The sequence below is a fragment of the Paenibacillus rhizosphaerae genome (assembly GCF_014192015.1).
GTDB lineage: Bacteria > Bacillota > Bacilli > Paenibacillales > Paenibacillaceae > Paenibacillus_AQ > Paenibacillus_AQ rhizosphaerae.
The window spans coordinates 244,984-270,975 of record NZ_JACHXJ010000005.1; the positions used below are offsets into that span (position 1 = coordinate 244,984).

The following is a 25,992-nucleotide window of genomic DNA, read 5'->3' on the forward strand; positions in this document are numbered from 1 at the left end:
GCCCCTCTCTCTTTGCCCCTCTTCCCATAGAACCCCGGTTCATTGGACGTGTTTGGATGGGATGAATGCTTTATGGTAGGATAAGGAAGAATGTTGACCAACATCAATGGGTTTTCACTGCTGAAAGGGTGCATAGCATGAAGGAAAAGCTGGAGCGGTACAAATTTTTCCGTATTCTGGCTTCGATATATGAGATCAAAGCGATTCGTCTGCTCATTCCGCTTGCGGTGATCGCTCTCGTCTATTGGGAGGGGCAGCGGGAACTGCGGCAGATTCACCTGGCGCGTACGTTCCATGAGCTGCGTCTGCTGCCGGTGGGCACCGTCGTGGGGATCTGTCTGTTTTCCCTGTTTTCCGTCGGGGTGATGAGCCTGTACGATTACATGATCCGCATGCATTTTAAGCTGAACGTCGGCTGGTGGAACACGTTCCGTTACGCCTGGATCGCCAACACGTTTAACAATATGATCGGTTTTGCCGGGCTGACCGGCGCCGGCCTCCGTACCTTGCTGTATAAAAGGAGCGGCATTGCGCCCTCGCTGATGGCGTCTGCGGTCGTATTTCTGTCACCGGTCATCATCACAGGGCTGTCCCTCATGTCCTGGGGCGTTCTAGCGGGGATGTTCCCGGCAACCACGATGATCCGGGAGCACCGCTGGCTGGTTTTCGCCGTATGGGGGATGGCACTTTACCTGCCTTTATTTATTCTGATGCAGCGCTCATCGCTGTTTACGCGGTGGTTCAACAAAGGAGAGGGCCGGACGCCTTGGAGCACGGTGGCCGTCTCCCTGTGCGCATCGCTGCTGGAATGGGCCTGCGCCGGCGTGACGTTTTGGCTGATTGCCGCCAGTGTCCTGCATGACGTAACCTTCCAGGGCGTCATGGGTATGTATACCGTATCCGCCATTGCCGGTATTCTCAGCATGGCGCCGGGAGGCATCGGTGCGTTCGATCTGACCGTCCTGCTCGGCATTGAGCATATGGGATATCCAGCCGAAAGGGCGATGGCCGTCCTGGTGCTGTTTCGGCTCTTCTACTACGTCATCCCCTGGTTGATTGGGCTGATCTTGGCAGCCTTCGAATTCGGAAGTCCGGCGAAACGCACCTTGGAGAAGGTTGAGACCGCCGTCGAGATTCCACTGAACGCCTGGCAGCGGCTGTGGCGCTGGCCGGGGCAGATGCGCTTTCTGAGCGATCTGGGCGTGTGGGCGCTCGGCAAACTCGTACTGGTCAGCGGATTCCTGCTGCTGCTGTCGGCCGCAACGCCAGGACTGCTGTACCGGCTGCGGTTGTCGGAGGAGCTGCTGTCCATGCCGATCATGCGTATCTCCCACCTGCTGTCGGTCATGATCGGCTTTATGCTGATCATTCTTTCCCGGGGCATTTCACTCCGCATCCGCGGGGCGTATTTGTGGACGAGCGGGCTGCTCTTCGCCGGGGCGGTCTTCACCTTTACGAAGGCGTTTGATTTCGAAGAAGCTATTTTTCTGCTGATCGTTACGCTGATGCTGTGGATTTCCCGGGCCCGCTTTTATCGCTCAGGCGCCCTGATCGAGTGGAGAAGCGCAGCCGTATGGTATATGCTTTCGGCGGTGATCGCCTTGGCTTATTACTGGGTTGGCGCCCATGTTCACCATGGATGGCTGCGCCACCTGCCGACTGCGGAGCGGATGCATTGGATGGTCGGCTCCAATCCTTATGCCGCATCTGCTGTGATCGGTCTCGCCGGGGCATGGCTTCTGCTGACCATGCTGATCGTGCTGCGTCCCAGCCGCAAGGTGGCGGCCCCGGCGAAACCGGCCGATCTGGACAGGCTGCGGCAGTATCTGCAGATTCATCACGGAAATTTGCTGACCCATATGTTGTTTACGGGGGATAAAAGCTTCTTCTGGTCCGCGGATGACGAAGTGCTGATCCCTTACGCCCGCTCGCGTGACAAGCTGGTCGTGCTCGGCGATCCGCTCGGTCCGGAGAAGCTGGTACCGGGTGCGGTGGGCGAGTTTTTGCAAATGGCTGATACCTACGCGATGTCCGTAGTCTTCTATCAGGCGACCCCCGGCTATCTGCCGATGTACCATGAATTCGGCTACCGGTTTTTCAAGCTCGGCGAAGAAGCCTTGGTGCATCTGGATCAGTTTACGCTGTCGGGCAAGAAAAACACCGACCTGCGTACGGTGCGCAACCGTTTCGAGCGGGAAGGGGCGGTGTTTGAAGTGGTTCATCCACCTTTTGCACCGGAGCTGCTGCGCGAGCTGCGCGCGGTGTCGGACGACTGGATGCACGGCAGGCGGGAAAAAGGGTTCTCCCTGGGCTGGTTTGACGAGCGCTATTTGCAGGAGGCGCCGATTGCCGTACTGCGGGAAGCCGGAGGAAGCATCTTTGCCTTTGCGTCCCTTGCCCCGGCTTATGACGGTGGACGGACGATGTCCATCGATCTCATGCGCCACCGCAGCCAAGTTCCGAACGGGACGATGGATTATTTGTTCGTCCAGCTTTTGGAGTGGTCTAAGGAGCAGGGATACGAGGTCTTTAACCTCGGGAACGCACCGCTGGCAAGCGTGGGCGAGACCCGGAGCGCGCTGCGTGAGGAGAAGCTGGCCGCGCTGGTATTCCAGTACGGAGGGCATTGGTACGGATTTAAGGGCCTCCGGAAGTACAAGGGCAAGTTTTCGCCCGAATGGGAGCCGCGGTTCCTGGCGTATCCCGCTTCCGTGTCACTGCCGGTGCTGACCGTCGATCTGGTGCGGCTCGTATCGCGTAGGGTATAAGGATGCAGCAGGCGCTGCTCAGGATGGCGCCAAAGTCCATCCAGTATTTTATATCGTGAAGTTTGGAGATTGGCGAGCCAGCGTAGAACATCCTTAGCGCCAGACCGACCGTAAATTTGGGAAATCAGTCCGAAAACCTGAAGAATGCCGGAGAATAGCTGAATGGTTTGCGATTCAGACGATTTAGGGCGGGTTCACGGTTAAATTGATCTTGTCTGCGTATAATGAACAAATTCAGTTTTTGTCTTTTAAAAGGTGGACAGAAGTAATATATCTTCGCTCAAACGTTCGATTCCATATATGGGACACGTGTTGGATATTGACACTAGATATAGGGATTTTGAATCCAACCGCGTGCAGGAGAATATATATGTCTTGTCCTTCTTTTGTAGGACAAAACAAGGATATGTCCATTGGATAAGGACAGGCCCCGTTATTCATACGTTTGGATGGCCAATAGGCAAATGATCATCCTCATAAAAGGGAACCGGGCATAAAACATCAACCGTTCTCCACCAACTCGCATCTTCGTGTTCAAGACGTGAGGGATGGATGACATTTTTCCTGGGAAAACCGAGTAGAGGGAGGCAGCTATTTGGGCAGACGGATGCGGATAATGACCCCCTTCGGATGGTTATGAAGTGCCTGGATGGTGCCGTGATGGCTGTGCACGATCCACTGGGCGATCGAGAGCCCGAGACCGGAGCCGCCGTTTTCCCTGGAGCGTGCCCGATCTTCCCGATAGAACCGGTCGAAGACGCGCTGAAGGCCCTCCTCGCTGATCCCGATGCCGGTGTCACTGACTTCGATAAACACCCGGTTTTCCTTGATATAGGTGCTGATGCCGATGCTGTCGTGCTCTTTCGTATACTTGAGGGCGTTGTCCAATAGAATGACCATCAGCTGGTGCAGCCGGGCGGGATCAGCCTGGATTCGGGCCTTGCTCGTCAGCCGGAGCCAGATATGCTTGTCCGAAAGCTCGGCGATTTCGATATACGGGCTGCACATGTCGTGGATCAATTCGTCTATGTCGACCGGCTGCTTCTCCAGCTGGGTTTCGGTGGAATCGGCCCTGGCGAGCGTAAGCAGGTCGGTCGTCAGCCGGGACAGCCGGCGGGTTTCCGAGAGGGATAAGGCGATGTTCTCGAATGTGTCCACGATTTTTTTATCCGGCATGGTCTGCAGCAATTCCAGTTTGTTCTGGATGATGGTGAGCGGGGTCCGCAGTTCGTGCGACGCGTTCTCCACAAACTCCACCTGCTTCTCCCAGGAGCGGATCACGGGTTTAATCGTTTTCCGGGACAGGATGATGCTGGCGGTGATCGACAGCAGAATAAACACGGCCGCGCAAATGATGATGATGCGCTTGAAGTTGCCCAGCAGATTATGCTCGGTATCGACATCGACCAGCAGCTGGATGTAGCTGTCCTTAAAAAGGGGGTCGGGAACGGTCAGCGTGCGGAAGTGATACGTGCCCTTCATGGTCAGGTTGGAAATGACACCGATCGTGGACGGGTCGAATTTCAGGTTTTCCAAACCGTAATTTTCGTAGTTCAGCATGCCGATCTGCTGGATGTTGGCAATTTCACCTTTGGCGTTCCACTGGACGGGAATGATCCGGGGGCTTGGAGGGGGCATGACCCTGCCAAACCGGAACCGTTCCGACGATCGTTCCGACGATCCATCCTTGAGCGGACTGCCGCCGAACCTGGATTCGATGATGCTTTTGTACATGGTCAGATCCCGGTCGGGTTTGGCGAACAGCGTTGTCCGCATTTGGCCGAATACGATCGCACCGAAGAGGCCGAAGAGCAGGGTGAATGCGATCAGGTTGTACAGAATCAGCCGGAGCTGCTGGTGGCGGATCACTTTGTTTTTATTCATGGTCTTCACCGTTCTCCGACAGCATGTACCCCATGCCGCGGATCGTCTTAATGTACTTGTCGTAACCAGCCGCTTTGAACTTTTTACGAAGGTTGCTGATGTAGACCTCGATCACCGTGTTGGTGGTACTGGAATCCATGCCCCAGACCCGGTCGAAAATTTGTTCTTTGGTCACGATGATGTTTTTGTTGTTCATCAGGTATTCCAGCAGGTCGATCTGCTTGCCGTTCAGCAGGATCGCTTCCTCGCCGATGCTGACTGTACGGCTCTTCAGATTGAGCCGCAGTTCCTTGAAGGAGAGGGTGTGCTCCCTGAACCCTCCGACAGAGCGCCGGACGATGGCCTCCAGGCGAAGCAGGAGCTCTTCGCGGTGGAACGGCTTGACCAGATAGTCGTCGGCCCCCTTCTTGAAGCCCTGAATCTTGTCGTCGATGCCGTCCTTGGCGGTCAGAATCAGCACCGGTGTGGTGATGTCGTATTCGCGAAGATGGCTTAACACTTCATACCCGTTCATACCCGGCATCATAATGTCCAGAATGATGACATCGTATATATTTTGCTGGGCGAGATACAGTCCCTCTTCACCGTCGAAGGCCTGATCGGCCTCAAACAGGTCCCGGGTCGTCTCGCATACCGTATCGGATAAATGCTTGTCGTCCTCAATGACAAGAAGCCGCATGGCATGTTCACCTCAATTGACGTTTGATCCTAATCGAAACCTATTTTGTCAGGAATGTCAAATGGGTGAACGGCTTGCGGCTTGACTGGTTCAGGGCTGTATTGCACTTCTGCTGCACAGGGCTCGTTCATCAAGTGGTCGTCAAAGGAAGGCTTAGGCGTGATGACCCGTCTGCTGCTGGGGTTTCCAGGCACTCATCAGCGGCCCCGCCGCACCGTACAGCGGATCGGTGTTCGGGAGCGGCACACGGGCAATATCCTCCAGTACCCCTGGACGCTCCCCGGGCTTGCCGGTGCACAGATTGTAATCCATGCCGTCCGGATAGGCTCCGACGACCCTGAAATCCTTGCTGGCGGAGCATCGCTTGTGCCCGGTTCCGGCCGGAAGGACGGCCACGTCACCGGCGGTCAGCTCGACCTTCTGGCCATGTTCGCCGCCGAGCTGAAGCACGGCGGAGCCGCGAATCACCCCCAGCACCTCATGCGCATTGCTGTGATAATGATGGTAATCAAAGACGCCGTTCGTCCAGCTGTTCAGCCATCCGTTGCGGTTAAAGACGGCTTCCGCTTCCTCCGGTTCATCCTTAAGCGAGCCCAAGTATAGGATGACAGGCAGGTTAGGGTTGCCTGGAATGATACCGTCATCCTTAAACAATATCGTTTTGATCTCTGCACCGTTCATGCCGTCAACCTCCGCTCTTCCGCTTTAATTTGGAGTATAAATAAACATATTCGCACTTTATGAAACGCGGTTGTTCTTAGAACGATACCTATGCTATAATCAAGACTGGTAAACGTCAATTTCATATTGTCGGGTAAATGAATGAATATATCCTTGGATAAAAGTCATTTATGGCCTAACTTTTTCTTGCTGTTAAAGGGAAAGTTAGGCCTTTTTGTTTTGCTGAGGACCCGGGGGTTGTGCCGGGGACAGGGAAACACCCGCTTATTTCGTAATCAGGAGGGATATAAAGACACGCTTTTGCGGACACATGATTTGGCGGCTTGCCGAGATCATGTTTAGCAGCGTACCGCAACGACGCGTCTAATTCAATGGATCAATTACATAACCAACAACCATTTCATCAGCTCTTTGCCAGCTATACCAGCAAGCTATTAAGAGACCACTTTGGCAAAGGACCTGAATCTGTGGTGGTTTCTGTCGGTCACACCTTTATTACGATATATTTGCGCAACTTCCTGACGCCGTCTGAACGCATCCTGCTGGAACAGGAGCAGGAGGACATGATTGTGCAGACCAGAGCCAATCTGATGCAGGCGGTAATTCCCGAAATTATCAATTATCTTGAAATCATGAACGGATCGAAACCGGAAGAGGTGTATTATGACTGGAATCTCCATAAAGGCTCGGGGATGATCGTGGTCGTGTCGGCAGAGGCGGGCAGACAGGGCGCCGCGCTGAACAGGGAATACCCTGTGAAATCCGAAGTCGAAGCGGAAATACTCCACATTTGCCAGCGAATTCAAAAATCGCCCGAGCAGATTGACACTTATGAGCTTAATCCCAGAACGCTGCTGGTGGTGCGAAGCGGTGTGTGCCTGGAAATGGAGAAGGCGCTGATCCGGCTGGGCCATGGCCGCTTGCTGAAGTCGGTAAAGAGCAGGCTGGAAAAAGAGTATATTATGGGCAGCAAGCGCCTGAACGGCCTGCTGCATCAGCCGGTATCCGATTGCTTTATAGACTGGAATGATACGCTGGATAAGAGCATTCTTCTGCTGATCATGAATCCGCCCCGATAAGTTTCGCGGGCGGATTTTGCTTGTTTGGAGTAGTCTTACGGCGTTCGGGGCGTGTAACGGTGCATCAGCTTGACCGTCATTTCCCGGATTTCCTCCTCGCTCGGCAGGTGGAGGCGGCTTGCCGCCTCGTTTACTCCGGCAGCTGTCTGGAGGCTCCGGACCACTTCCTTGACGGAGGCGGCAAATGTGTCGGCCGCCTCAGGCCCCATGCCGGTCAGCTCTTCCAGCGAAGCCATGGAATCGGGCACAACGGACGGGTAATCCCCGTCTTTGGCCCCGGCGGAAGCCAGGTCGTAGAACGACTTGACCAGCTGCCCGCGCTCCCGCCCGGATCCGCCCGCGATGACAAAGGCCTGGATCACGTAGGCATGGGCCTGGCGCCGCTGCGCAATGCCGCAGAACTTGCGCCCGCCGATGCTCAGATCATAGTCACCCGGGCAGTAAGCCCCGGCAATTTCCCCTTTGTCCACCGGCAGTCCGGTGGCGGCTAGCGCCTGCCGGATCAGCGCATACATCCGCTCGAAGTCCCGGTGGAAGTGGAGATCGCCCGCGCCCCGCTTCGGCAGGATGAGCGACACGTTGACCACATCCGGATCGAGCGGAACGGCGGCGCCGCCCGAATTGCGGATGGCCGTGCGGTATCCGAGCGATTCCAGCCAAGTCCGCGCTGGCTCTGCTCCGGGAAGCCGGCTGTCCCTTAGACCGATAATAAAGGAGCGCGGGTGGCGCCAAATATGACACAACGGCGGTCCTCCTTCTCCTGTGCGCCGGCACAGCAGCTCGTCCATCGCAAATGGATACAGGGCATCCACATCCTCCAGGTGTGCCGTCCGGTCCAAAATGAGCATCTGCCCCGCTATTTCCGTAATATCTTCAAACATGCGCACCGCTTCCTTTTCCTCAGCTGATACCGTGACCACCGGTTCCTCAATCGTTTATTCCGTACCCTTTAAAATCTCTCTGATCCTGATTATGACATAACCGATCCGGCGTGGCTACTCAGGGGAGAGATCATCATAACGATCGACGCCGACAGCTGGGTGACGGACAACATGCGATCGGAGATCGACCGCCTGCTGGCAACCGTGCGATTGATCAGCGGCGGGGTGAAAAGCCAGTTTGAACGGGTGTCGCCCGGTATCATCGTCTCCGGAATGCTGCTGATCGTGCCGCTTCTGTTCACATACGGACTGGTCACCGTCGGACTGTTCTGGGGGGACAAGAAGGGTAAGTACGGGGACTGGGGCGTCGTCAAGAACCCGAAAATTATATTGGCGTATCTGAAAGGAACCGACCGTTTAAGCACTCGGACGAAACGTACTACGAAATCCAGCGGTAACGTGCCGTCCGGATCATCAGGCGATTTTTATCATAAATATATATTTCTGGGGCATACTAAGCGGACACCGATGAACTGAGGTAAATAACGGGAGGGTTCGCGATGTATTTCGGAAAAAAAGTGGTCGAGGAAATTCCCGAGGCCGATACCTTGATCTGGTCATGCGTTAACGATGATTGCAACGGCTGGATGAGAGACAACTTTGCTTTTGAAACGGAGCCGGTTTGCGTCCAGTGCAACTCTCCGATGGTGAGCAGCATGAAAATGCTGCCGCTGGTCGTCAACGACCATCCGACGAAAATGCTGAAGAAAGGGACGCTCATTTAAGGGCGCCTCGTTCGGTCAGTTAAAAAACACAGTATGAAGAGGTCCTGCGGGGACCTCTTTTTCGTTTTTCAGCGGATGTTTTGCATATGGGTCTTTGGATGGAGCCGTAGTCGAATATGCCCCCTATGAAGAATGATACATATAGGGGTTTGGAATTATTTTCATCCGCTTAATCAGATACGTCGTTTCTTTTTACATAGGCGTTACATTCCCTTCTTAATATCTAACCTGCAGGACGATTGAAATCGATAGCAGAGGAGAGGGAATGAATGAGACGGAAGAAGTTAGGCAAGAAAAGGGGCGTGGCTTTGATTTCACTGGCGTCTTTGCTGCTCGGCGCTGGAAGCGTATACGCGGCGGTAGGAAACCCCTTTGACAAAGATCTGGTCGGACGGCAGGCGAACGGTTCGGTGTTAACACCGGTCAATCAATACGTCACACCGGCAGGCCAGCAAGTTGAATTCGGAGGTAACCCGATTTCGGTGAAGGTGCGTCCGGACGGAAAAACAGCAGCCGCCATTATCGGCAGAAGCGATTATGGCGGCAACGGCATCAACATTGTAGATTTGGAAACGGGAGCACTGATCAAAAATAACATCCCGTTAAGCCTTTCGCATATGTGGGGCCTGGCTTATTCTGCCGATGGCACCCGGCTGTATGCAACAGGTTCGTCCGGGACGACGGGCAAAGTCGTCATCATGTCGGTCGCCGATGACGGCACCCCGTCGATTCTCCAAACCGTGAGCCTTCCTTTGGCAGCCGTAGGCGGTAACATTAATCCTCAAGATATTGCACTTGGGCCGGACGGGAAGACCCTTCTCGTGGCGCTTAGCCGTGATAACAGCCTGGGCGTGATTGACTTGGAGTCGGGCCAACTCACCGATCGAATCCCCGTAGGCAACGCACCGACCAGCGTCGTGGTCAGCGGCAATACGGCTTATGTGACGAACACAGGCGGAAGAGCCGCCGAGCCCGGCGACCTCACGGTGGACTCATCCGGAACGCCTATCGTAGCGGAGCAAACGGGAAGCTCGGCCAGCGGCACCGTGTCCGTGGTGGACCTGTCCGGGAAAACGGTCAGCACAACGGTCGAAGTGGGACTGCAGCCTGCACGGATGGATGTCTCCGGTTCGTATGTATTTGTCGCCAACACGAACAGCGACACGGTGTCGGTCATCGATACAAATACAAACCATGTTGTACAGACGATCGACGTCAAGCCTTACCCTGATGCACCCAAAGGATCGGCGCCCAATGCGGTTAAGATGATTAACAAGAACCAGCTTGCGGTCAGTCTCGGACGCAACAACGCGCTGGCTGTCTATGACTGGAACGGGCCGTCTAAAGAACCGAGACTTCGCGGACTGGTGCCGACCGCATGGTTCCCGGTCGATATCGCAACGGATCAAGCCCATAACCGGCTGCTCGTGGCGAATGCCGACGGGGTCGGTTCCCTCGGACCAGAGCGCAATTTGAAAATACAGGGTATCAGCGTGACGGGACATTCCTCCTATGCCCAGCAAGGGTCTCTCTCCATCATTCCAGCTTCGCTTTCCAACAAGGAGCTTGTCCAATGGACGGATGACGTCTATGCCAACAACAATTGGTTCGAAATCGCCGGCCGTAATGCCAAGCCGCGCAACAACAAGAAGCCGGTGGCCATGCCTGAGCGGATTGGCGAGCCTTCGCCGATCAAGCATATTTTCTACATCATCAAAGAGAACCGAACCTATGACCAGGTCCACGGGGATATGGGCAAAGGCAACTCGGACCCCGCTTTAACCCAATTCGGAAAAGACGTAACCCCCAACTTCCACAAAATCGCCAATACTTACCCGCTTCTCGATAACTTCTACGTATCCGGCATTCAGTCGGCCAGCGGACACCAGTGGGTCATGCAGGCAACCAACACCGATTATGAAGACAAGGAAACGGATGTAGGCAACGTACGGAGTTATCCGGGGGGTGCGGGAGATTCTTTGGCTTACGCATCGACCGGACACCTGTGGGACAATGCCTTGAAGCATGGAGTATCTGTCGTCAACTTCGGGGAAGACACCACGGCATTCAGCGGCCCTCAGGCATTCGGTACATGGACGGACTGGTATAACGACTACTTGATCCTGTCGGGGCAAAAGCAGGGAGAGCTTCATGTGCCGATCGGGGATTACACGGCAAAGACCGATATTCCGTCGCTTGACCCGATCACCTATAAGCCGTTTCCGACGTTCGACTCGGGCATTCCGGATCAGTACCGGTACGAAATCTTCAAGCAAAAGTTTGAGGACTATGTGAAAAACGGCGACCTGCCGCAACTCGTGCAAATGTGGGTCATGAACGACCATACGGCGGGAACATCCACCGGCTTCCCGACTCCGCAGGCCCAGGTGGCCGATAATGATCTGGCGGTCGGCAAGATCGTCGATTTGATCTCCCACAGCCCGTATTGGAAAGACTCTTTGATTCTGGTGACCGAGGATGACGCACAGAACGGAGTGGATCATGTGGACGGCCACCGTGCACCTGCTTACGTCATCAGCCCTTGGGTCAAGAAAGGCGTGACCGACAGCCATTATTGGACGGTGATTAACATGGTCCGGAGCATCGAGCAAATTTTGGGCCTGCCACCGATGAATCAGAACGATGCAGCCGCCGTTCCAATGAGCGAGCTCTTTACCGACAAGCCGGACTTTACGCCGTACGAGTTCGTGCCGAACCAGATTCCGCTCGATACGTTAAACGGCCAGCCTGGGTCCAATGCTGCGGCACTGGCCAATACAGCAGAAGTGACAACGGAAGCAAAGGAAATCGAGAAGGCGTGGACGGCCTGGTCGAACGAAAATAAGGTTCATTTCAGCGGGGAAAAGGCTTCTCCGGACGAGACAAATGCCAATATGCTGAACCATGTGACGTGGTATGCAACCAAAGGGTTTGACACGCCGTATCCGGGCGAAGACAAGGTGCTTACGCCTGCGGAAGTTGCAAGTCAGCCGGACAGCAAAGCGGTTCAATAAAGAATTGTACGACAGTAGACAAGCGTAAAACCAAAGGTGCGGCACATTCCCCCATCGTTCCGTTTAGGAGCATGGGGGATTGTCTGCATTCGTCTATCCCACAAGGAGCTGAGTAATGATGAACAGACTCATCGAGGCGGCGATGAAACGAACGGTGCTGATTCTGATCCTGCTGGCCATCATCTTGGTCTGGGGGGGGACATCCGCTTACCGGATGCATCGGGACTATCTCCCGCCAATCAACAATCCTACACTCATGATTACGGTTCATGCCCCGAGTTTCCTGGCCGAGGAGATCCAACAAGCCGTGTCGAGGCCGATTGAGCAGGCGGTCCGCGGCGTGGAAGAATTGCAATCGGTGGAGACGAACAGTTTTAACGGCGGACTCCTGATCAGCTTGTATTTTCCCTTGAATTACACCATGGATCGTGCCGAGCGGGACGTAACCGATGCTTTACGGGATGTAGCCTTGCCAGCGGGCGCGGGCGAACCGACCGTCACCCGCGTTAGCACGAGCTCTTTTCCGATCATGAGGCTGAACATAACAAGTCCTTCAGGAAAAGTGGATGAGGATGCGCTGAGAACGACCGTTCAGGCTCAAATCGCCGATGAACTGCTGCATACACCGGGCGTAAGCGAAGTCCGGGCTACCGGCTCCGCGAAGAACGGTTATGTTCTGTCGGTCCGGATGGAAGACCTCACCAAGTACGGATTAACGGTCGATAACGTCAAGCAGTCCCTGGCCGGGGTGAGCTTTCCTTCGGTCCAAGGCAAGCTGACGGACAGCATCATGTCCATTCCTCTCGAGGCCTCGGGCTGGAGTCCGAATGCGACGGATTGGATGGACCTTCCCATCCAAGGGGCCAACGGGCAGAGCGAGCCTCTCTCCTCGGTTGCAACCTTGTCCCCATCCTTGGTCGACAAGCAGACGATCTCCAGAACCGGAGGAGCCGCGAGCGTTGTACTGGACATTCTCAAAAAACCGTCGGCCAACATCACGGAAGTATCGGAGGGCATTCACAGCCGTCTCTCAGGCATGACCGGCTACCCGCCGGAGGATGTGAAACTTTCCGTCATGTTTGACCAGGGAGCGCAGGTTCACTCTTCCCTGAACAGGCTATTTCGGGAAGGGCTGTTAGGATGTTTATTTTCCATGGTCAGCGTATTTCTCTTTTTCCGCAACATCCGGTCGACGCTGCTCATTGCGCTGTCGCTGCCGATTTGCATTCTGGTAACCACGGGGCTGCTCCACGTGATGGGATTCAGCCTCAATATTCTCACCGTTTCTGGTCTCGTCGTAGCGATGGGGCGGGTGATCGACGACACGATCGTGATCCTCGACAATATCCACCGCAAGCAGAGCCAAGCCAAATCTTCGTCTTCCGGGCGGATATCTGAAGCAGCCAAGGAAATGCTGCCCGCCATCGTATCGTCGACGGCGACGACTGTTGCGGTGTTTGTTCCCATCGCTTTGGTCGGTGGGATGATTGGTGCCGCGTTCTCGGGGTTCGCGTGGTCGGTGGTCATTGCTCTGCTGACCTCGCTGCTGGTGGCGGCTTTGGTTGTTCCTGCTTTGTATCATGTATGGCAAAAAGACCGCCCAGGCGCTTCCGGTGTGGCACTCGAACCCGTTACCCGGCGTGTCCTCCAGTGGGCCTTCTCCCGTAAAGGGAGGTTGATATCCGTCTTTGCGGTGCTGTTGGCAGGTGCCGTCGCTGGAGGCTTCCTGCTGCCGGTGAACTTTTTGCCTGCCAACGCTACGGGTCAAATGAACGTCCAGTTGGAATTTCCCGAACGGACGACGTTGTCTCAAGTGGATGCTGCTGTAAAGCGTATGGAACAGGTCCTGGCTTCCGACTCCGGAATTTCAGCCTATTCTTCGGTGCTGGGCTCCACGTTTACTCCTCAATTCGACGATGTGTTTGACGCGGGCGGAGGTTGGATCCAGGGCGCCAATATCGCCAATATTGCCGTGTCGGTTCAAAAGGGTGAGGACCTCGACGCGGTGACGACGAGGCTGAAAGAACGGCTGACCGCTTTGTCGGGCAGTGCCGTGGTGACCGTCACGAACCAGAATATATCCGGGGATGACTCCCAGGTAAAAATTGATCTAACCGGGGCCGACGGCGCCACGCTGGAGCAGGCCGCCGGAACGATCCGCAGCAGCCTCGAAGGGATGGAGAACTTGAGCGTTCTCGGAGCGGCCGATGATGAGGGCGGCCTTGCGGGTTACCGGGTCGAGCTGGACCGGGCCAAGCTGGAACGCGCCGGGGTGAAGCCGGAGCAGGTGATGGAAAGAGTTCGGAATTATTTGGCCGGAGAGACGCTGGTCGAGATGAACGCCGGAAGGCAGGAAGCCGTTCCCCTTGAATTCCGGACCGAGCTCCCGGCCGCCCGCGATGACGCTTCCGGCATGGAACTGCCGGAAACGGAGGTGCTGGCCGTACTTGGACGCGAAACGTTCCAAGGAAAGGACGGCAAGTCTGTGCCGCTGGAACAGCTGGCAACCTTGACGAGGGCTGCCGGGACGCAGGTCGTTCGGGAGCGGGATGGCGAGCCCTTCGCGGTGGTAACCGCGAATATTACATCCAGGGATATCGAGCGGGTCGCCGGACAAGTCAAGAAACGTCTGGGTGAGCTGACCCTGCCTGCCGGCGTGCATTATTCGATGAACGGCATTACCGCTCAAGTTGGACAAATGATCGGAGAAATGGCGATCGCTTTATCGGTTTCCGTTGTGCTGATCCTCTTGATTCTCAGCATGGTTTTCCGGGGTTGGAGGGCTCCTCTCTGCGTGCTGGCCGGTATTCCCTTCGCCTTTATCGGCTCTATTGCCGGAATGGTCCTGACCGGGGGAGAGTGGGATCTGGCCACGCTTGTCGGCCTGCTGATGATTACCGGCATTGCCGCAACGAACGGCATCGTGCTGGTGGACCGGGTCGAGCGCCATCTATCCGCAGGAATGGCCCCGAGGGAGGCGATTCTTCTCGGCGCTTCCTCCAGGGTACGCCCCGTATTGATGACGGCGGTGACCACCGTATTGACGCTGCTGCCTTTGTGCTTTTCGAGCGGCAGCGACACCGTTATCTCGAAAATGCTCGGCATCGTCGTCGTTTGCGGTATGATCAGTTCCACCCTGATCAGCCTGCTGCTCATCCCGCTTTTGTATGACTGGGTGCTAGTTCGGCGCTACCGGTCTGAGGCGGCAGACCGTGGGGCGAAGAGGCTGCTGAAAACGTCGTGAGTGAGGTCCTTTTAGGAACCTCGTGAGAACCCCTGAGTACCCCTGAGTACTAGAAGAGTATCTTCTGAAAAATCTCCTGAGGGCTTTCTGAGAATCTCTCGAGGATCTTCTGACCATTTCCTAAGGAGCAGTCAAGAGGGGGATAGCGTTGTTTTCTGCACCCTAATTTTTCAAAAAAATTCCATAATCATGGTATGATAGGGCTAACCATTCTATATGTCTAATAAGTCCGAGAGGCATACAGATTTTCGGAAAAGAGGGTGCAGCATATGAGCAAATTATGGATGCGGGCAGGTGCGGTAACCGTTCTGGCTGCCGCCGCATGGAGCTTATCCATCGCAGCTTATTCTTCCGATACGCTTCAGGTCAAGCCGGTTCAGCCGAGGCTGGTTTTTAATGGGGAAGAGGCGAAAGGCGGAACCGGTCCGATGTTCTCGTACCGGGACTCGACGTACGTCCCGCTGCGTGACGTTTCCACGGCGATGGGAGCCGAAGTTTCTTACGACAAGGAGTTCAATACGGTGCATGTGGATACGCCTGTTCCGGTGACCGGCAAGTCGAAGGTTCATGCCTCGAAGACACTGGGGGATTTCAGGCTGTCCATATATGCATCTGAAACGGAGGTTCCTTACGGCGAGCCAGTTCCGGTTTGGGCGCAGCTGGAGTATTTAGGGGAAAAGGACGCGGTTGTTAATCAGGGCTTTAAGCCGTTCTATTTTGAGATTCGCAACGAGGCGGGGGAGGGAGGAGGCGCCCTTATTCCAGCCATCCTGATCCCCACTACCTATTCGCCCGGCGATGTGTTTCTGGACCAGTTGGACTCATCCAATGATATCCCAAACTACAATTTTACGCTTTATCAAAAGGAGCACCCAAACGAGGAACTGCCCGCCCAGATGTTGAAGGACACCAGGTGGAGCACCCTTCCTTCCGGGAAGTACACGATTAGCGCGGGGGCTAGTTTTAGCCTGGAGTCCACTGGCGAGTCTATCGAGGGATCCGCCGAGATTCAAATCACCGTGAAGTAAAGTAACTCAAGCGGAATATAAAAACCGGCTCCTGCACATCAGGAAGCCGGTTTTTGACATGAGTATCGATCCCATAGGGATGAGTGGTACAACTATACTTTAATGCGTCCGAGTGCTTTTTCCGCCGGCACGTAGTCGTAGCCGAGGTCGCGGGCCACCGCCTCGTAAGTGATGCTGCCGTTGACCACGTTCGCCCCGCTGCGGATGGCGCTGTTTGTCGCCAGCAGATGCTGCAGGTCCTCGCCGGCCAGCTTCAGGGCGAAAGGCATGGTGGCGTTCGTCAGCGCCAGGGTGGAGGTCTGCGGCACCGCGCCCGGCATGTTCGCCACCGCGTAGTGCACGACGCCGTGCTTCACGTACGTCGGGTTATCGTGCGTCGTGATATGGTCGATCGTTTCGACGATGCCGCCCTGGTCGATTGCCACGTCTACGATGACCGAGCCTTGCTTCATCGATTTGACCATCTTCTCGGTGACGAGGCGCGGCGCTTTGGCGCCTGGAATCAGGACGGCGCAGATCAGGAGGTCCGCCTCCTGAACCGACTTCGCGATGTTCGACGGGCTGGACACCAGCGTCTTGATCTGGCTGCCGAAAATATCGTCCAGCTGGCGCAGACGCGGGATGCTGAGATCAAGCAGGGTGACGTCGGCGCCGAGGCCCACGGCAATTTTCGCCGCGTTCATGCCGACCGTACCGCCGCCGATGATCGTCACCTTGCCGCGCGATACGCCCGGAACGCCGGAGAGCAGGATGCCTTTGCCGCCATGAGGGCGCTCCAGCAGCTGGGCGCCGATCTGCGCCGCCATGCGTCCGGCCACCTCGCTCATCGGCGTGAGCAGCGGCAGGGTGCCGTTCACGTTCACGGTTTCGTAGGCGATGGCGGTAACGCCGGACTGCACCAGCGCCTCGGCCAGCTTCGGCTCGGCGGCCAGGTGCAGATACGTGAACAGGATGAGCCCTTTGCGGAAATACCCGTACTCGCTGGGAAGCGGCTCTTTGACTTTCATAATCATATCAGCCTGGGACCACACTTCCGATGCTTCCGTCAGAATGGTGGCTCCGGCCTGCTTGTATTCTTCATCGGGAAACCCGCTTTCCGCTCCGGCCTGATGCTCGATATATACGGCATGTCCGTGCTGAATCAGTTCGAGGGCACCTGCCGGCGTGACGGCGACACGATTTTCGTTGTTTTTAATTTCCTTGGGTACTCCGATTTTCATGACAGATCACCTCACCTCATAATATATTAAAAGTGTACAATTGAATCGGCGCGTATTCATCATACGTCTTGTCAATCCGTTTGCCGCAGCGGCAGGACATAATGTTCGGCTGGTGTTACCATAATTAACATAAGGGATGTGAATGCCGATGAGCAGCGGCTTCAACCTGCATATCCGGGAAGTGCTGGAGCGCCCGGTGTTCAAGCGGGCCCGGCTGATTGCCGGAGCGAACGGCCTGGACCGTGAGGTGGGCTGGGTGCATATTCTCGAAATCACGAACGTGGCCCCGTTCGTGACGAAAAACGACCTGATCCTCACCACCGGCCTTTGGCTCCATCATTACGAGCAGGAGCGCCTGTCCTACATGCAGCAGCTCATCCGCCAGCAGGCGGCGGGGCTGTGCGTGGAGCTGGGCACGAGCATCGAGAACATTCCGGAGGAAATTATCGAGCTGGCGGACCAGTGTGATTTTCCGCTGCTCGTGTTCGAGCAGCCTGTCCGCTTCGTTGAAATCACCCAGGATATTCACGGGCTGCTGATCAACCAGCAGCATCAGCTGCTGAAGGATCTGGAGGCCTTTTCCCGCCGGCTGCAGCAAATTACCCTGCAGAGTACGGATGTTCATGCCGTTCTCCATGTATTATATGAATACACGGGTTATCAAATTGTGTATCATTCGTCCGTGGAGACGAATAAATTTTGTCCGAAGCCGGCTGCAGCGGAGGAGGCCGACGAGCTGACCTTCTTCTACCGCAAGGAGGTGGAGGGCAATGAAGCGGCCGCCCAGGAGCCCAGCCGCTTCCCGATGCCGGGCGACCGGCTGCTGCTCTCGCAGCCCGTCATCTGTCTCGGCGAGACCTTGGCGTACGTGGGGATGATCCTTCCAGGCCAGCAGCCGCTGGACCGGATCGTCCTGCTGCTGGACTACACGGCCAAATCGCTGGCCACGCTGCTGCTGCGGATGCTGTTCCTGGAGGAGAAGCATCTGCGGGATCAGAACCAGCTGATCCAGGACATTCTGTCCCACCAGCTGGATGATGAAGAGGCGGCGCGTTCCCGGATGGGCGTACGTCCGGCCAAGCAGGGAGAGGTCCACTTCATCGGCGGCATTGTCGAGATGGAGTATCCGGACAGCGCCCTGCGGCCCGACCGGGACCGGATCGAAGCGGAGGAGCAGGATCTCCTCGTCCGGCTGCGCGCCCTGCTCAAGAAGCACGGGCTGCGCAATCTGTTGATGCAGAAGGGACACCGCATCTATATTTTGTGCGGGAGGGAGCGATCTGCTTCGGGAGACAACGCGGCGGCCCTGAAGCAGGCGGTGCGCCGGATTGTGGAGAGCTTGCGCCTGACCGGCGTGGGCTTGTCCCAGCCGTTCAGCCTGCACGCAGGCTTTGGCAACATCCGCCCGCGGATGACCGACATGCACAAGAGCTTCAAGGAAGCGGAGCAGGTGATGGAGGTGTCCCGCACGGTGGAGCTGATGCGCAGCAGCCTGTTCTACGAGCGGATCGGCGTCTACCAGCTGCTGAAGGCCATCCCGGACAAGGCGTTCCTCGAATCGTTCGTCGAGGAGCAGCTTGGGGCGCTGACGGCTTACGACAAGGAGCATCACCTGCATTTAGTACAGACGCTCGACGTCTATTTGCAGTACATGGGCTCGAAGAACGATACGGCCAAGGCGCTGTTCATTCACCGGCAGACGCTGTACAACCGTCTGGACAAACTAAACGAAATTCTCGGGGAGGACTTTTTGGAGCCGGAACGCCGCATATGCCTGGAAATGGCGCTGCTAGCCTGCCCGCTCTTGTCCTGACCCGTAAACTTGTTGATTTTCCAACTCAGAAAGGCAGTGCAGATAAAGGATGATGAAGTTATGAACAAAGTCGGACTGGTCATGAGAAAGATCCAATTTACCGAGAGGCAGGGGCCGCGCGTCTTTGCGGACCGCCTGCAGGCCATCGGCCGCGAGCTGGGGGTGGATATCGTCTTTATATCTCCGGAGCGCCATGTGAGCGGGTATGACTGGGTGCCGGGATATGAGCATGAGAAGGGCGACCTGGTGAACTATGACATTGTGCTGGACCAGATTTATGCCAACGGCATCGATCACGTGATCTATACCGTATCCGGATTTACTTATCTGAAAATGTTTCTGAAAAACAGCGTGCTCTTTCCGCACAGCTTTCCCGACCCGGCCCTGACGGGGTATGACATGATGAAGCCCTTTTATCAAATGGTGGACAAGGCGATCGTGCAGACCGAATTTTTGAAAGGCGAGCTTGCCCGCAATTTTGGGGTTACTGACGTGGATGTGATCCCGATCGGCTTCAGTGAGGATTTGGCGGAGCGGCACTTTGACCCGTCGCAGATTGTGCACAACCGCATTCTATGGATCGGACGGGACGAGGAGAACCGCCGGCCGGATCTCGTGCTGGAGTACGCCCGTCAAAATCCGGACAAGGAGGTGTATATGGTCTTCGGGGGCGAACGATACCGGGAGAGCATGAAGAAGTACGACATTCCGCTCAATGTCCGGCTGCAGTTTGCGCTGAGCCAGGACGATATTTTTAAACTGATGAACACGGCGAAGGTGTACTGGAACTGTTCGAAATTCGATACGTTCGCCATGCCGCTGACCGAGGCGCTCGCCATGGGTAAAATCGTCGTAAAGCCCGAGCACCCTTGTTACGGTCATATCAGCGCAAGGCACTCCTTTTCAGGAAACGAAAAAAATTGGTTTGAGCTGGTCAACATGGCGGCGGCATCGCCGTCTTCTTATTCCTGGGACAACCGGAGCTATGCGTTTGAGAGCTTTTCCAGCCGGATTATGAAGGAAGGGTACCGCGAGTTTTTCGACAAGTGGCTTAGGGAATAAATTGATTTTGCCGGATATTGGTCGTGACAGATGACCGAAAAAGGAGTAATCTTCACTAGTGTATATGTCTTAAATTACATATAGGTGAACATGAACATGTAGCTCTACCTAAAATAAGCGTAAAAGGTGATGCAGCCATGTCCTTTTTCAACAAGTATGTCAAGAAATACTGGAAACTGTTTTGCGTAGCCGTATTGTTTCTGGCGGTAGAGTCGCTGTGCGATCTGCTGCAGCCGACGATGATGTCCAAGGTCATCGATGTCGGGGTGGCCCAGAGCCGGATGGATCAAGTCCTTCATTACGGAGGGCTCATGCTCCTGATCACTGCCGTCGGCGCGGTGTCGGCCTCCACCCGAAACATCATTTCAAGCCATGTGTCACAGCGGTTCGGGGCGGAAATGCGGTCGGATTTGTTCCGGAAAATCCAGTCCCTGTCGTTCGAGGACATGGATAAGTTCGACCGGGCCTCGCTCATCACGCGGCTGACGAATGACGTCACCCAGGTGCAGAACTTCGTGAACGGAATGATGCGGTTCTTCGTGAAGGCGCCGCTGCTGTGCGTGGGTAGCCTCATTATGGCCATCCGTTTGGATGTGCATTTGTCGCTCGTGCTGGCGGTGGTGGTGCCGGTTGTGGCCGTCCTGATCGTGCTGAACATGAAGATCGGTTTTCCATTCTTTATCCGGGTGCAGCGGGCGCTGGATAAAGTGAACGGCGTCATGCGCGAGTACTTGTCGGGCGTAAGGGTGGTCAAGGCGTTCAACCGCTTTGATTACGAAGTAGGAAAATTTGAAAGCGCCAACACAGAGCTGTCCAGCCGCTCGGTCCTGTCGATGAGGGTCATGTCCGTTTTCGGACCGGGTATTTCGCTCTTCCTCAATTTCGGCATCATCGCCGTCCTTTGGATTGGCGGAATTCGGGTCGACAACGGGCAGATGCAGGTCGGCAGCATCATTGCGTTCATCAACTACATGACGCAAATGCTGTTCTCGTTGATGATGATCAGCAACGTCTTCAACATGTTCGTCCGGGCCAAAGCGTCCGCCGGCCGGATTGGCGAGGTGTTTGCCGAAGGAAGCGGGCTGGATCATGGAGGCCAGTCGGCGGCGAAACGCGTTACCCAGCACGGACGTATCGACTTTGAGCAAGTGAGCTTCTCCTATGCGGGCACTCAAGGCGACCCGGTCATTCGCGACTTTACACTGACCTGCCTTCCCGGAGAGACGGTGGGCATTATTGGCTCGACCGGTTCGGGTAAAAGCACGCTGGTCAGCCTGATTCCGCGCTTTTACGACGCCAGCGAGGGGTGTGTCAAAGTGGCCGGCACCGATGTGCGGGACATGGACCCGCATGCGCTGCGCGAGATGATCGCCGTCGTTCCGCAGAAGATCATGCTCTTCACCGGCACGGTAGAAGACAATTTGAAATGGGGCAAGGAAGACGCGAGCCAAGATGAAATGGAGGAGGCGTGCCGGATTGCCGAAGCGCATGACTTCATCATGGCTTCGCCTGAAGGCTACGCCAGCCGGATCGGCCAAGGCGGCGTCAACTTCTCGGGCGGACAAAAGCAGCGCTTGTCCATTGCCAGGGCGCTGGTGAAGAAGCCGGAGATTTTGATTCTCGACGACTGCACGAGCGCGGTGGACGTTGCGACCGAGGCGAGAATCAAGGAAGCGCTGCGGACGTATGCCAGCGAGCTGACCTGCATCCTGATCGCCCAGCGGATCACGTCGGTCATGGATGCCGACCGGATCGTGGTGATGGACCGCGGGGAGATGGTCGGCACGGGCACGCATGAAGAGCTGATGGAGACGTGCCGGGTCTACCAGGAGATTTACCAGTCCCAGATGGGAAAGGAGATGCATCAGCATGCCGCAGAATGAAGCCGCACAGGCACAGCAGGCGCCGCCTCCGGGAGCTCCGGGTCCTGCGGGGCGTCCCGGCGGGATGATGAGGGGACCCGGGAGCGGGGGCATGGGCCGGGGCAAGCCGGTCAAGCCCAAAAACTTCCGGAGAACGATGGGGCGCCTGTGGCGCTATTTTGGACGCGAGCGCAAGCTGCTCAGCCTGATCATGGTGTTCATCATCATTGATGCCGGCGTGACCCTGATCGGGCCGTTCCTGATCGGCAAATCGATCGACGCCATGTCCGCGAACCATGGACGCGTTGCTTTCGATCTGCTTCAGTCGTTTATTATCGTGCTGGCAACTGCTTATATCACGGACGTCGTGCTCGTCTTCCTGCAGGGCTGGCTGATGGCCGGCGTATCGCAGCGAATCGTTGCGGGGCTGCGCCGTTCGTTGTTTCAGAAGCTGCAGAAGCTTCCGGTCTCGTATTTCGACGCCCGGTCGCACGGGGAAGTGATGAGCCGGCTGACCAACGATATCGACAATGTGAGCCAGACCGTTTCCCAATCCACCACGCAGCTGATGGCCGGCGGCATTGCCATTATCGGATCGCTGGTGATGATGATCGTGCTCAGCCCGATCCTGACCCTGGCGAGCCTTATTACCGTGCCGATTCTGTATTTGCTGACGCGTACGGTTACCCGCAAAACGTCGGTGCTGTTCAAGGAGCAGCAGGTTCAGCTCGGCATGCTGAACGGACATATCGAAGAGACGATTTCCGGCATAGAAGTCGTCAAGGCGTTCAATCATGAGCATCAGGCGATTAACGAGTTTGAGACGGTCAACGGCCGCTTGTTTGAAGTCGGGCTCAAAGCGCAGATCCGTTCCGGCTTCATGATGCCGCTGATGAACGTCATCAACAATATCGGCTTCGCTGCAGTCGCGCTTGTCGGCGGGATTCTCGCTGTCAAGAGCCTCATTACCGTCGGCGTGATCGCGAGCTTCCTGAGCTACTCCCGCCAGTTTGTTCGCCCGCTGAACGACCTGGCCAACATCTATAATCTGCTCCAGTCCGGCGTGGCCGGTGCGGAGCGGGTGTTCGAGGTGCTGGACGAGAGGGAGGAGCCGGACGATTTGCCGGATGCGGTACGACTTGACCGCACCAAAGGCCACGTCGTATTCGAGAACGTAAGCTTCGGATACCGGCCAGAGGTGCCGATCCTGAAGAAGGTCAGCTTCGAATCGAAGCCGGGGACCAGTACGGCTTTGGTGGGGCCGACAGGGGCGGGTAAGACGACGATCGTTAATCTGCTGACGCGGTTCTATGACGTGACCGGAGGCTCCATTCAGATCGACGGCGTCGATATCCGCCATTACACCCGCGACAGCCTGCGCCGCACGTTCGGGATCGTGCTGCAGGATACGTACCTGTTCTCCGGCACGATTAAGGAGAACATCAAGTATGGCAAGCCAGATGCCACGGATGAGGAGATCCGCGAAGCCGCCGTGATGGCCAACGCCGACGTGTTCATCCGCCGCCTGCCGGACGGCTATGAAACGGAGCTGTCGGAGAATGGCGGGAACCTCAGCCAGGGTCAGCGTCAGCTGCTCGCCATCACCCGCGTCATCCTGGCGAAGCCCTCGATCCTCATCCTCGACGAGGCGACGAGCAGCATTGACACCCGGACCGAGCTGCATATCCAGGATGCGCTGCTCCAAATCATGAAGGATCGCACGACCTTCATTATCGCGCATCGGCTCAACACGATCCGGGAAGCCGACAACATCATGGTCATCGATCATGGCGAGATTGTGGAGCAGGGCAGCCATGATGAATTGATCGGACGCCAAGGCTTCTACGCCCGGATGTTCGAGAGCCAGTTCAAAAACCTGGAAAGCGCAGGAGAGTAGCTGGTCGACTTGCGCCCTCGGAGCTTGTTCACGATTATATTGAGTTTATCTTACTTATAAGAACGACTTCAGATGATTTTTCATAGAAATAGGTTTACTTGTAAGAGCAACTTTAGATATTACCTTTCAATGGTGTTGGTTCACTTATAACGAACAAAACTTAGATTTGTATCGTTCCAGGATTTTGTTCACTGATGACGAACAGATCGCGATTTTGTCTTTCAAAAGGTGGACAAACGCACCCTATCTTTGCTCTCAGTCCTCTTCCCATATATCGGTTAGAATGTAGATGTTAATACAAGATGTAGAGATCTCTGCTTTTAAGCCGCCTATAGAAGAATATAGTGTCGTGTCCATCTTTTGTAAAACAAAACAAAAGTATGTCCATTGGATAAGGACAGAGAAAGAGAAAAACAGATTGATTTGAGATTTGCGGAGTGCCGGGGAGCAGTTGATTGGTGTAAGATCTGGAGAGTGTCATAGAAAGGCTGTTTGGTTTGAGATCGGGAGAGTGTCACAGAAGGGCCGTTTGGTTTGAGATCTGGCGTATGTCGGTGAACAGTGGCGGGTTTGAAACCAGGAGAAAAACGGAAAAGGCTGAACGGTTTGCACCCTCATGCTGGTTCCCGATTAGAGTGGGGCTTGTCTACTGATAAAGATACAAATTTGGATTTTGTCTTTTAAAAGGTGGACACTAGTACCCTATCTTTGGTCCAAGTTTCACTTCCATATATAGGTGGTTGGTGAATATCAACACTAAATATAGGGGCATCCTCTTCAATTTGCAGGCTGGTGAATATAAGTTCCGTGTCTTCCTTTGTAGGACAAAATAGAGATGTGTCCATGGGGTGAGGACGAATTTTATATTCCTGGCGGTTATGAAAATACTAGCTACGCGCCCGGAGATAACCCTCGTAAAAAAGCAGCCATTCCCCAAAGGGAAGGCTGCTTTTTATTTGTTTAATGGGCGCTGCTTTGGGCAAATCAGCGCTTCTCGGCGAGCTGCTTCACCGAAGAGTCGGAGGAATTCTCTTCTTCCTCAACGATTCCGCGCGTGGAGCTCCGGAACTCACGGAGCGTGTCCCCGAACGCTCTTCCGAGCTGCGGGAGCTTCGATGGCCCGAACAGGACGAGGGCGATGGCCAGAATAATGACCAGGCCGGATACACCAATGTTGTTCAGCATAGCATGTACACCTCTTTTCTGGATTAGCGTCCTAGCCCAGATGACTGGACACTGGACGGATGACGGCTGTCGTCTGGTCAGGAATGTAACATCCGAGTTACCAGACTTTGGGGCTGCTGCAGTTGCTTATGGGCAGGACTGAAACGGCCTAGCTGCCGGAAGGGCTGGACTGCATTTTCCGCCACTGGCGGCCGGATACGTATACGCTGATCTCAAACAGCAGGATGAGCGGAATGGTGACGGACAGGTGCGAGACGAAGTCCGGCGGCGAAATGCAGGAGCCGAGGATCGCCAGTCCCAGATACGCGTATTTGCGCGTCTTTTTCAGCGAATCGGGCGTCAGGAGCCCGATTCGGGTCAGGAACAGGATGACCACAGGAAGCTCGAAGGCGATGGCCATCGGGATGACCAGATCGAACAGGAACCCGAAGTACCGGTCAATCCCATACGTTTCGATCGCCCCGATCGTTTGGTTCATGCGCTTCATGAACTTCAGCATCATTGGAAACACGACGTAGTAGCTGAACGACAGCCCGGCCAGAAAAAGCATGAATGCGACCGGAATGAAGGGAAACGCGCTCTTAGCTTCATGCTCTGTGAGCCCCGGCTTCACAAACGCCCACAGCTGGTACAGCAGGACGGGGACCGTGAACATGAGTGCGAAGATGAGCGCGCATTTCATGTAGATCAGAATGCCGTCCGTAAAGGAGAACACGTTCCAGGCGATCGGCTCCGCCAAGGGCTGCGACTTGAGATAGAGCAGGATGCCGGGTGCGGCATATAATCCGGCGGCAAACGTCACCATGAAGCAGATGCCGACGATGATCAGCCGCTTCCGCGCCTCGGCGACATGAACAATCCAGTTGTCTTGATCCATTTGATTCCCTCCGCTTTTTCCTTGCCCAAAGGC

18 protein-coding genes are annotated in these 25,992 nt (G+C 55.6%); 11 read left to right on the plus strand and 7 right to left on the minus strand.

Annotation, left to right across the window (positions count from 1 at the left end; translation table 11 throughout):
- Nucleotides 1-128 precede the first annotated feature (128 nt).
- Nucleotides 129-2,768 carry a bifunctional lysylphosphatidylglycerol flippase/synthetase MprF gene (mprF, locus tag FHS19_RS26585; RefSeq protein WP_183584803.1) on the plus strand — a complete coding sequence of 880 codons (2,640 nt, stop codon included), beginning with the start codon at nucleotides 129-131 and terminating at the stop codon, nucleotides 2,766-2,768.
- A gap of 591 nt (nucleotides 2,769-3,359) precedes the next feature.
- Here the strand turns inward: mprF and FHS19_RS26590 are convergent.
- From FHS19_RS26590 to FHS19_RS26600, 3 genes are all read right to left on the minus strand, one after another.
- Entirely contained in the window at nucleotides 3,360-4,652 is a 1,293-nt protein-coding gene (locus FHS19_RS26590) for a sensor histidine kinase (RefSeq protein ID WP_183584804.1), read from the minus strand.
- Nucleotides 4,645-5,331, minus strand: a complete 687-nt coding sequence (locus FHS19_RS26595) for a response regulator transcription factor (RefSeq protein WP_183584805.1) — start codon at nucleotides 5,329-5,331, stop codon at nucleotides 4,645-4,647. The genes FHS19_RS26590 and FHS19_RS26595 overlap by 8 nt, the downstream gene beginning before the upstream one ends.
- Before the next feature lie 153 nt (nucleotides 5,332-5,484).
- Complete coding sequence (locus FHS19_RS26600) at nucleotides 5,485-6,012, minus strand: cupin domain-containing protein (protein ID WP_183584806.1); 528 nt, start codon at nucleotides 6,010-6,012, stop codon at nucleotides 5,485-5,487.
- 371 nt (nucleotides 6,013-6,383) lie between these two features.
- Here FHS19_RS26600 and FHS19_RS26605 point away from each other — a divergent pair, with 371 nt between their 5' ends.
- Complete coding sequence (locus tag FHS19_RS26605; RefSeq protein ID WP_183584807.1) at nucleotides 6,384-7,091, plus strand: Na-translocating system protein MpsC family protein; 708 nt, start codon at nucleotides 6,384-6,386, stop codon at nucleotides 7,089-7,091.
- Between the two features lie 35 nt (nucleotides 7,092-7,126).
- Here the strand turns inward: FHS19_RS26605 and FHS19_RS26610 are convergent, their stop codons facing one another.
- Complete coding sequence (locus FHS19_RS26610) at nucleotides 7,127-7,972, minus strand: lipoate--protein ligase family protein (RefSeq protein WP_183584808.1); 846 nt, start codon at nucleotides 7,970-7,972, stop codon at nucleotides 7,127-7,129.
- A gap of 171 nt (nucleotides 7,973-8,143) precedes the next feature.
- Here FHS19_RS26610 and FHS19_RS26615 point away from each other — a divergent pair, with 171 nt between their 5' ends.
- The 5 genes from FHS19_RS26615 to FHS19_RS26635 all read left to right on the plus strand — a co-directional run bounded on the left by FHS19_RS26615 (nucleotide 8,144) and on the right by FHS19_RS26635 (nucleotide 16,043).
- Nucleotides 8,144-8,509, plus strand: a complete 366-nt coding sequence (locus FHS19_RS26615; RefSeq protein WP_183584809.1) for a hypothetical protein — start codon at nucleotides 8,144-8,146, stop codon at nucleotides 8,507-8,509.
- Between the two features lie 23 nt (nucleotides 8,510-8,532).
- Complete coding sequence (locus FHS19_RS26620; protein ID WP_183584810.1) at nucleotides 8,533-8,757, plus strand: cold-shock protein; 225 nt, start codon at nucleotides 8,533-8,535, stop codon at nucleotides 8,755-8,757.
- Between the two features lie 269 nt (nucleotides 8,758-9,026).
- Complete coding sequence (locus FHS19_RS26625; protein ID WP_183584811.1) at nucleotides 9,027-11,771, plus strand: bifunctional YncE family protein/alkaline phosphatase family protein; 2,745 nt, start codon at nucleotides 9,027-9,029, stop codon at nucleotides 11,769-11,771.
- A gap of 115 nt (nucleotides 11,772-11,886) precedes the next feature.
- Nucleotides 11,887-15,015 carry an efflux RND transporter permease subunit gene (locus FHS19_RS26630; RefSeq protein ID WP_246426838.1) on the plus strand — a complete coding sequence of 1,043 codons (3,129 nt, stop codon included), beginning with the start codon at nucleotides 11,887-11,889 and terminating at the stop codon, nucleotides 15,013-15,015.
- A gap of 269 nt (nucleotides 15,016-15,284) precedes the next feature.
- Nucleotides 15,285-16,043, plus strand: coding sequence for a stalk domain-containing protein (locus tag FHS19_RS26635; RefSeq protein WP_183584812.1), 759 nt, complete (start codon nucleotides 15,285-15,287; stop codon nucleotides 16,041-16,043).
- Between the two features lie 92 nt (nucleotides 16,044-16,135).
- Here the strand turns inward: FHS19_RS26635 and ald are convergent, their stop codons facing one another.
- Nucleotides 16,136-17,263, minus strand: a complete 1,128-nt coding sequence (gene ald, locus FHS19_RS26640; protein WP_183584813.1) for an alanine dehydrogenase — start codon at nucleotides 17,261-17,263, stop codon at nucleotides 16,136-16,138.
- Between the two features lie 148 nt (nucleotides 17,264-17,411).
- Here ald and FHS19_RS26645 point away from each other — a divergent pair, with 148 nt between their 5' ends.
- The 4 genes from FHS19_RS26645 to FHS19_RS26660 all read left to right on the plus strand — a co-directional run bounded on the left by FHS19_RS26645 (nucleotide 17,412) and on the right by FHS19_RS26660 (nucleotide 23,897).
- A complete protein-coding gene (locus FHS19_RS26645; RefSeq protein ID WP_183584814.1) occupies nucleotides 17,412-19,076 on the plus strand; it encodes a PucR family transcriptional regulator in 1,665 nt (554 codons plus the stop codon).
- A gap of 60 nt (nucleotides 19,077-19,136) precedes the next feature.
- On the plus strand, nucleotides 19,137-20,138 hold the full coding sequence (locus tag FHS19_RS26650) for a glycosyltransferase (protein WP_183584815.1): 1,002 nt from the start codon (nucleotides 19,137-19,139) through the stop codon (nucleotides 20,136-20,138).
- Between the two features lie 137 nt (nucleotides 20,139-20,275).
- Nucleotides 20,276-22,021, plus strand: a complete 1,746-nt coding sequence (locus FHS19_RS26655) for an ABC transporter ATP-binding protein (protein ID WP_183584817.1) — start codon at nucleotides 20,276-20,278, stop codon at nucleotides 22,019-22,021.
- Nucleotides 22,008-23,897 (plus strand): ABC transporter ATP-binding protein, encoded by a 1,890-nt coding sequence (locus FHS19_RS26660; RefSeq protein WP_376771975.1) that lies wholly within the window; start codon nucleotides 22,008-22,010, stop codon nucleotides 23,895-23,897. The genes FHS19_RS26655 and FHS19_RS26660 overlap by 14 nt, the downstream gene beginning before the upstream one ends.
- A gap of 984 nt (nucleotides 23,898-24,881) precedes the next feature.
- On the opposite strand, the gene FHS19_RS26665 is transcribed toward FHS19_RS26660, so the two are convergent.
- Both FHS19_RS26665 and tatC read right to left on the minus strand, forming a co-directional pair.
- The gene (locus FHS19_RS26665; protein WP_183584819.1) at nucleotides 24,882-25,082 is read right to left on the minus strand and encodes a twin-arginine translocase TatA/TatE family subunit; all 201 of its coding nucleotides are present in this window, start codon (nucleotides 25,080-25,082) and stop codon (nucleotides 24,882-24,884) included.
- A gap of 148 nt (nucleotides 25,083-25,230) precedes the next feature.
- Nucleotides 25,231-25,959 (minus strand): twin-arginine translocase subunit TatC, encoded by a 729-nt coding sequence (gene tatC / locus FHS19_RS26670; RefSeq protein WP_183584821.1) that lies wholly within the window; start codon nucleotides 25,957-25,959, stop codon nucleotides 25,231-25,233.
- Nucleotides 25,960-25,992: the final 33 nt, after the last annotated feature.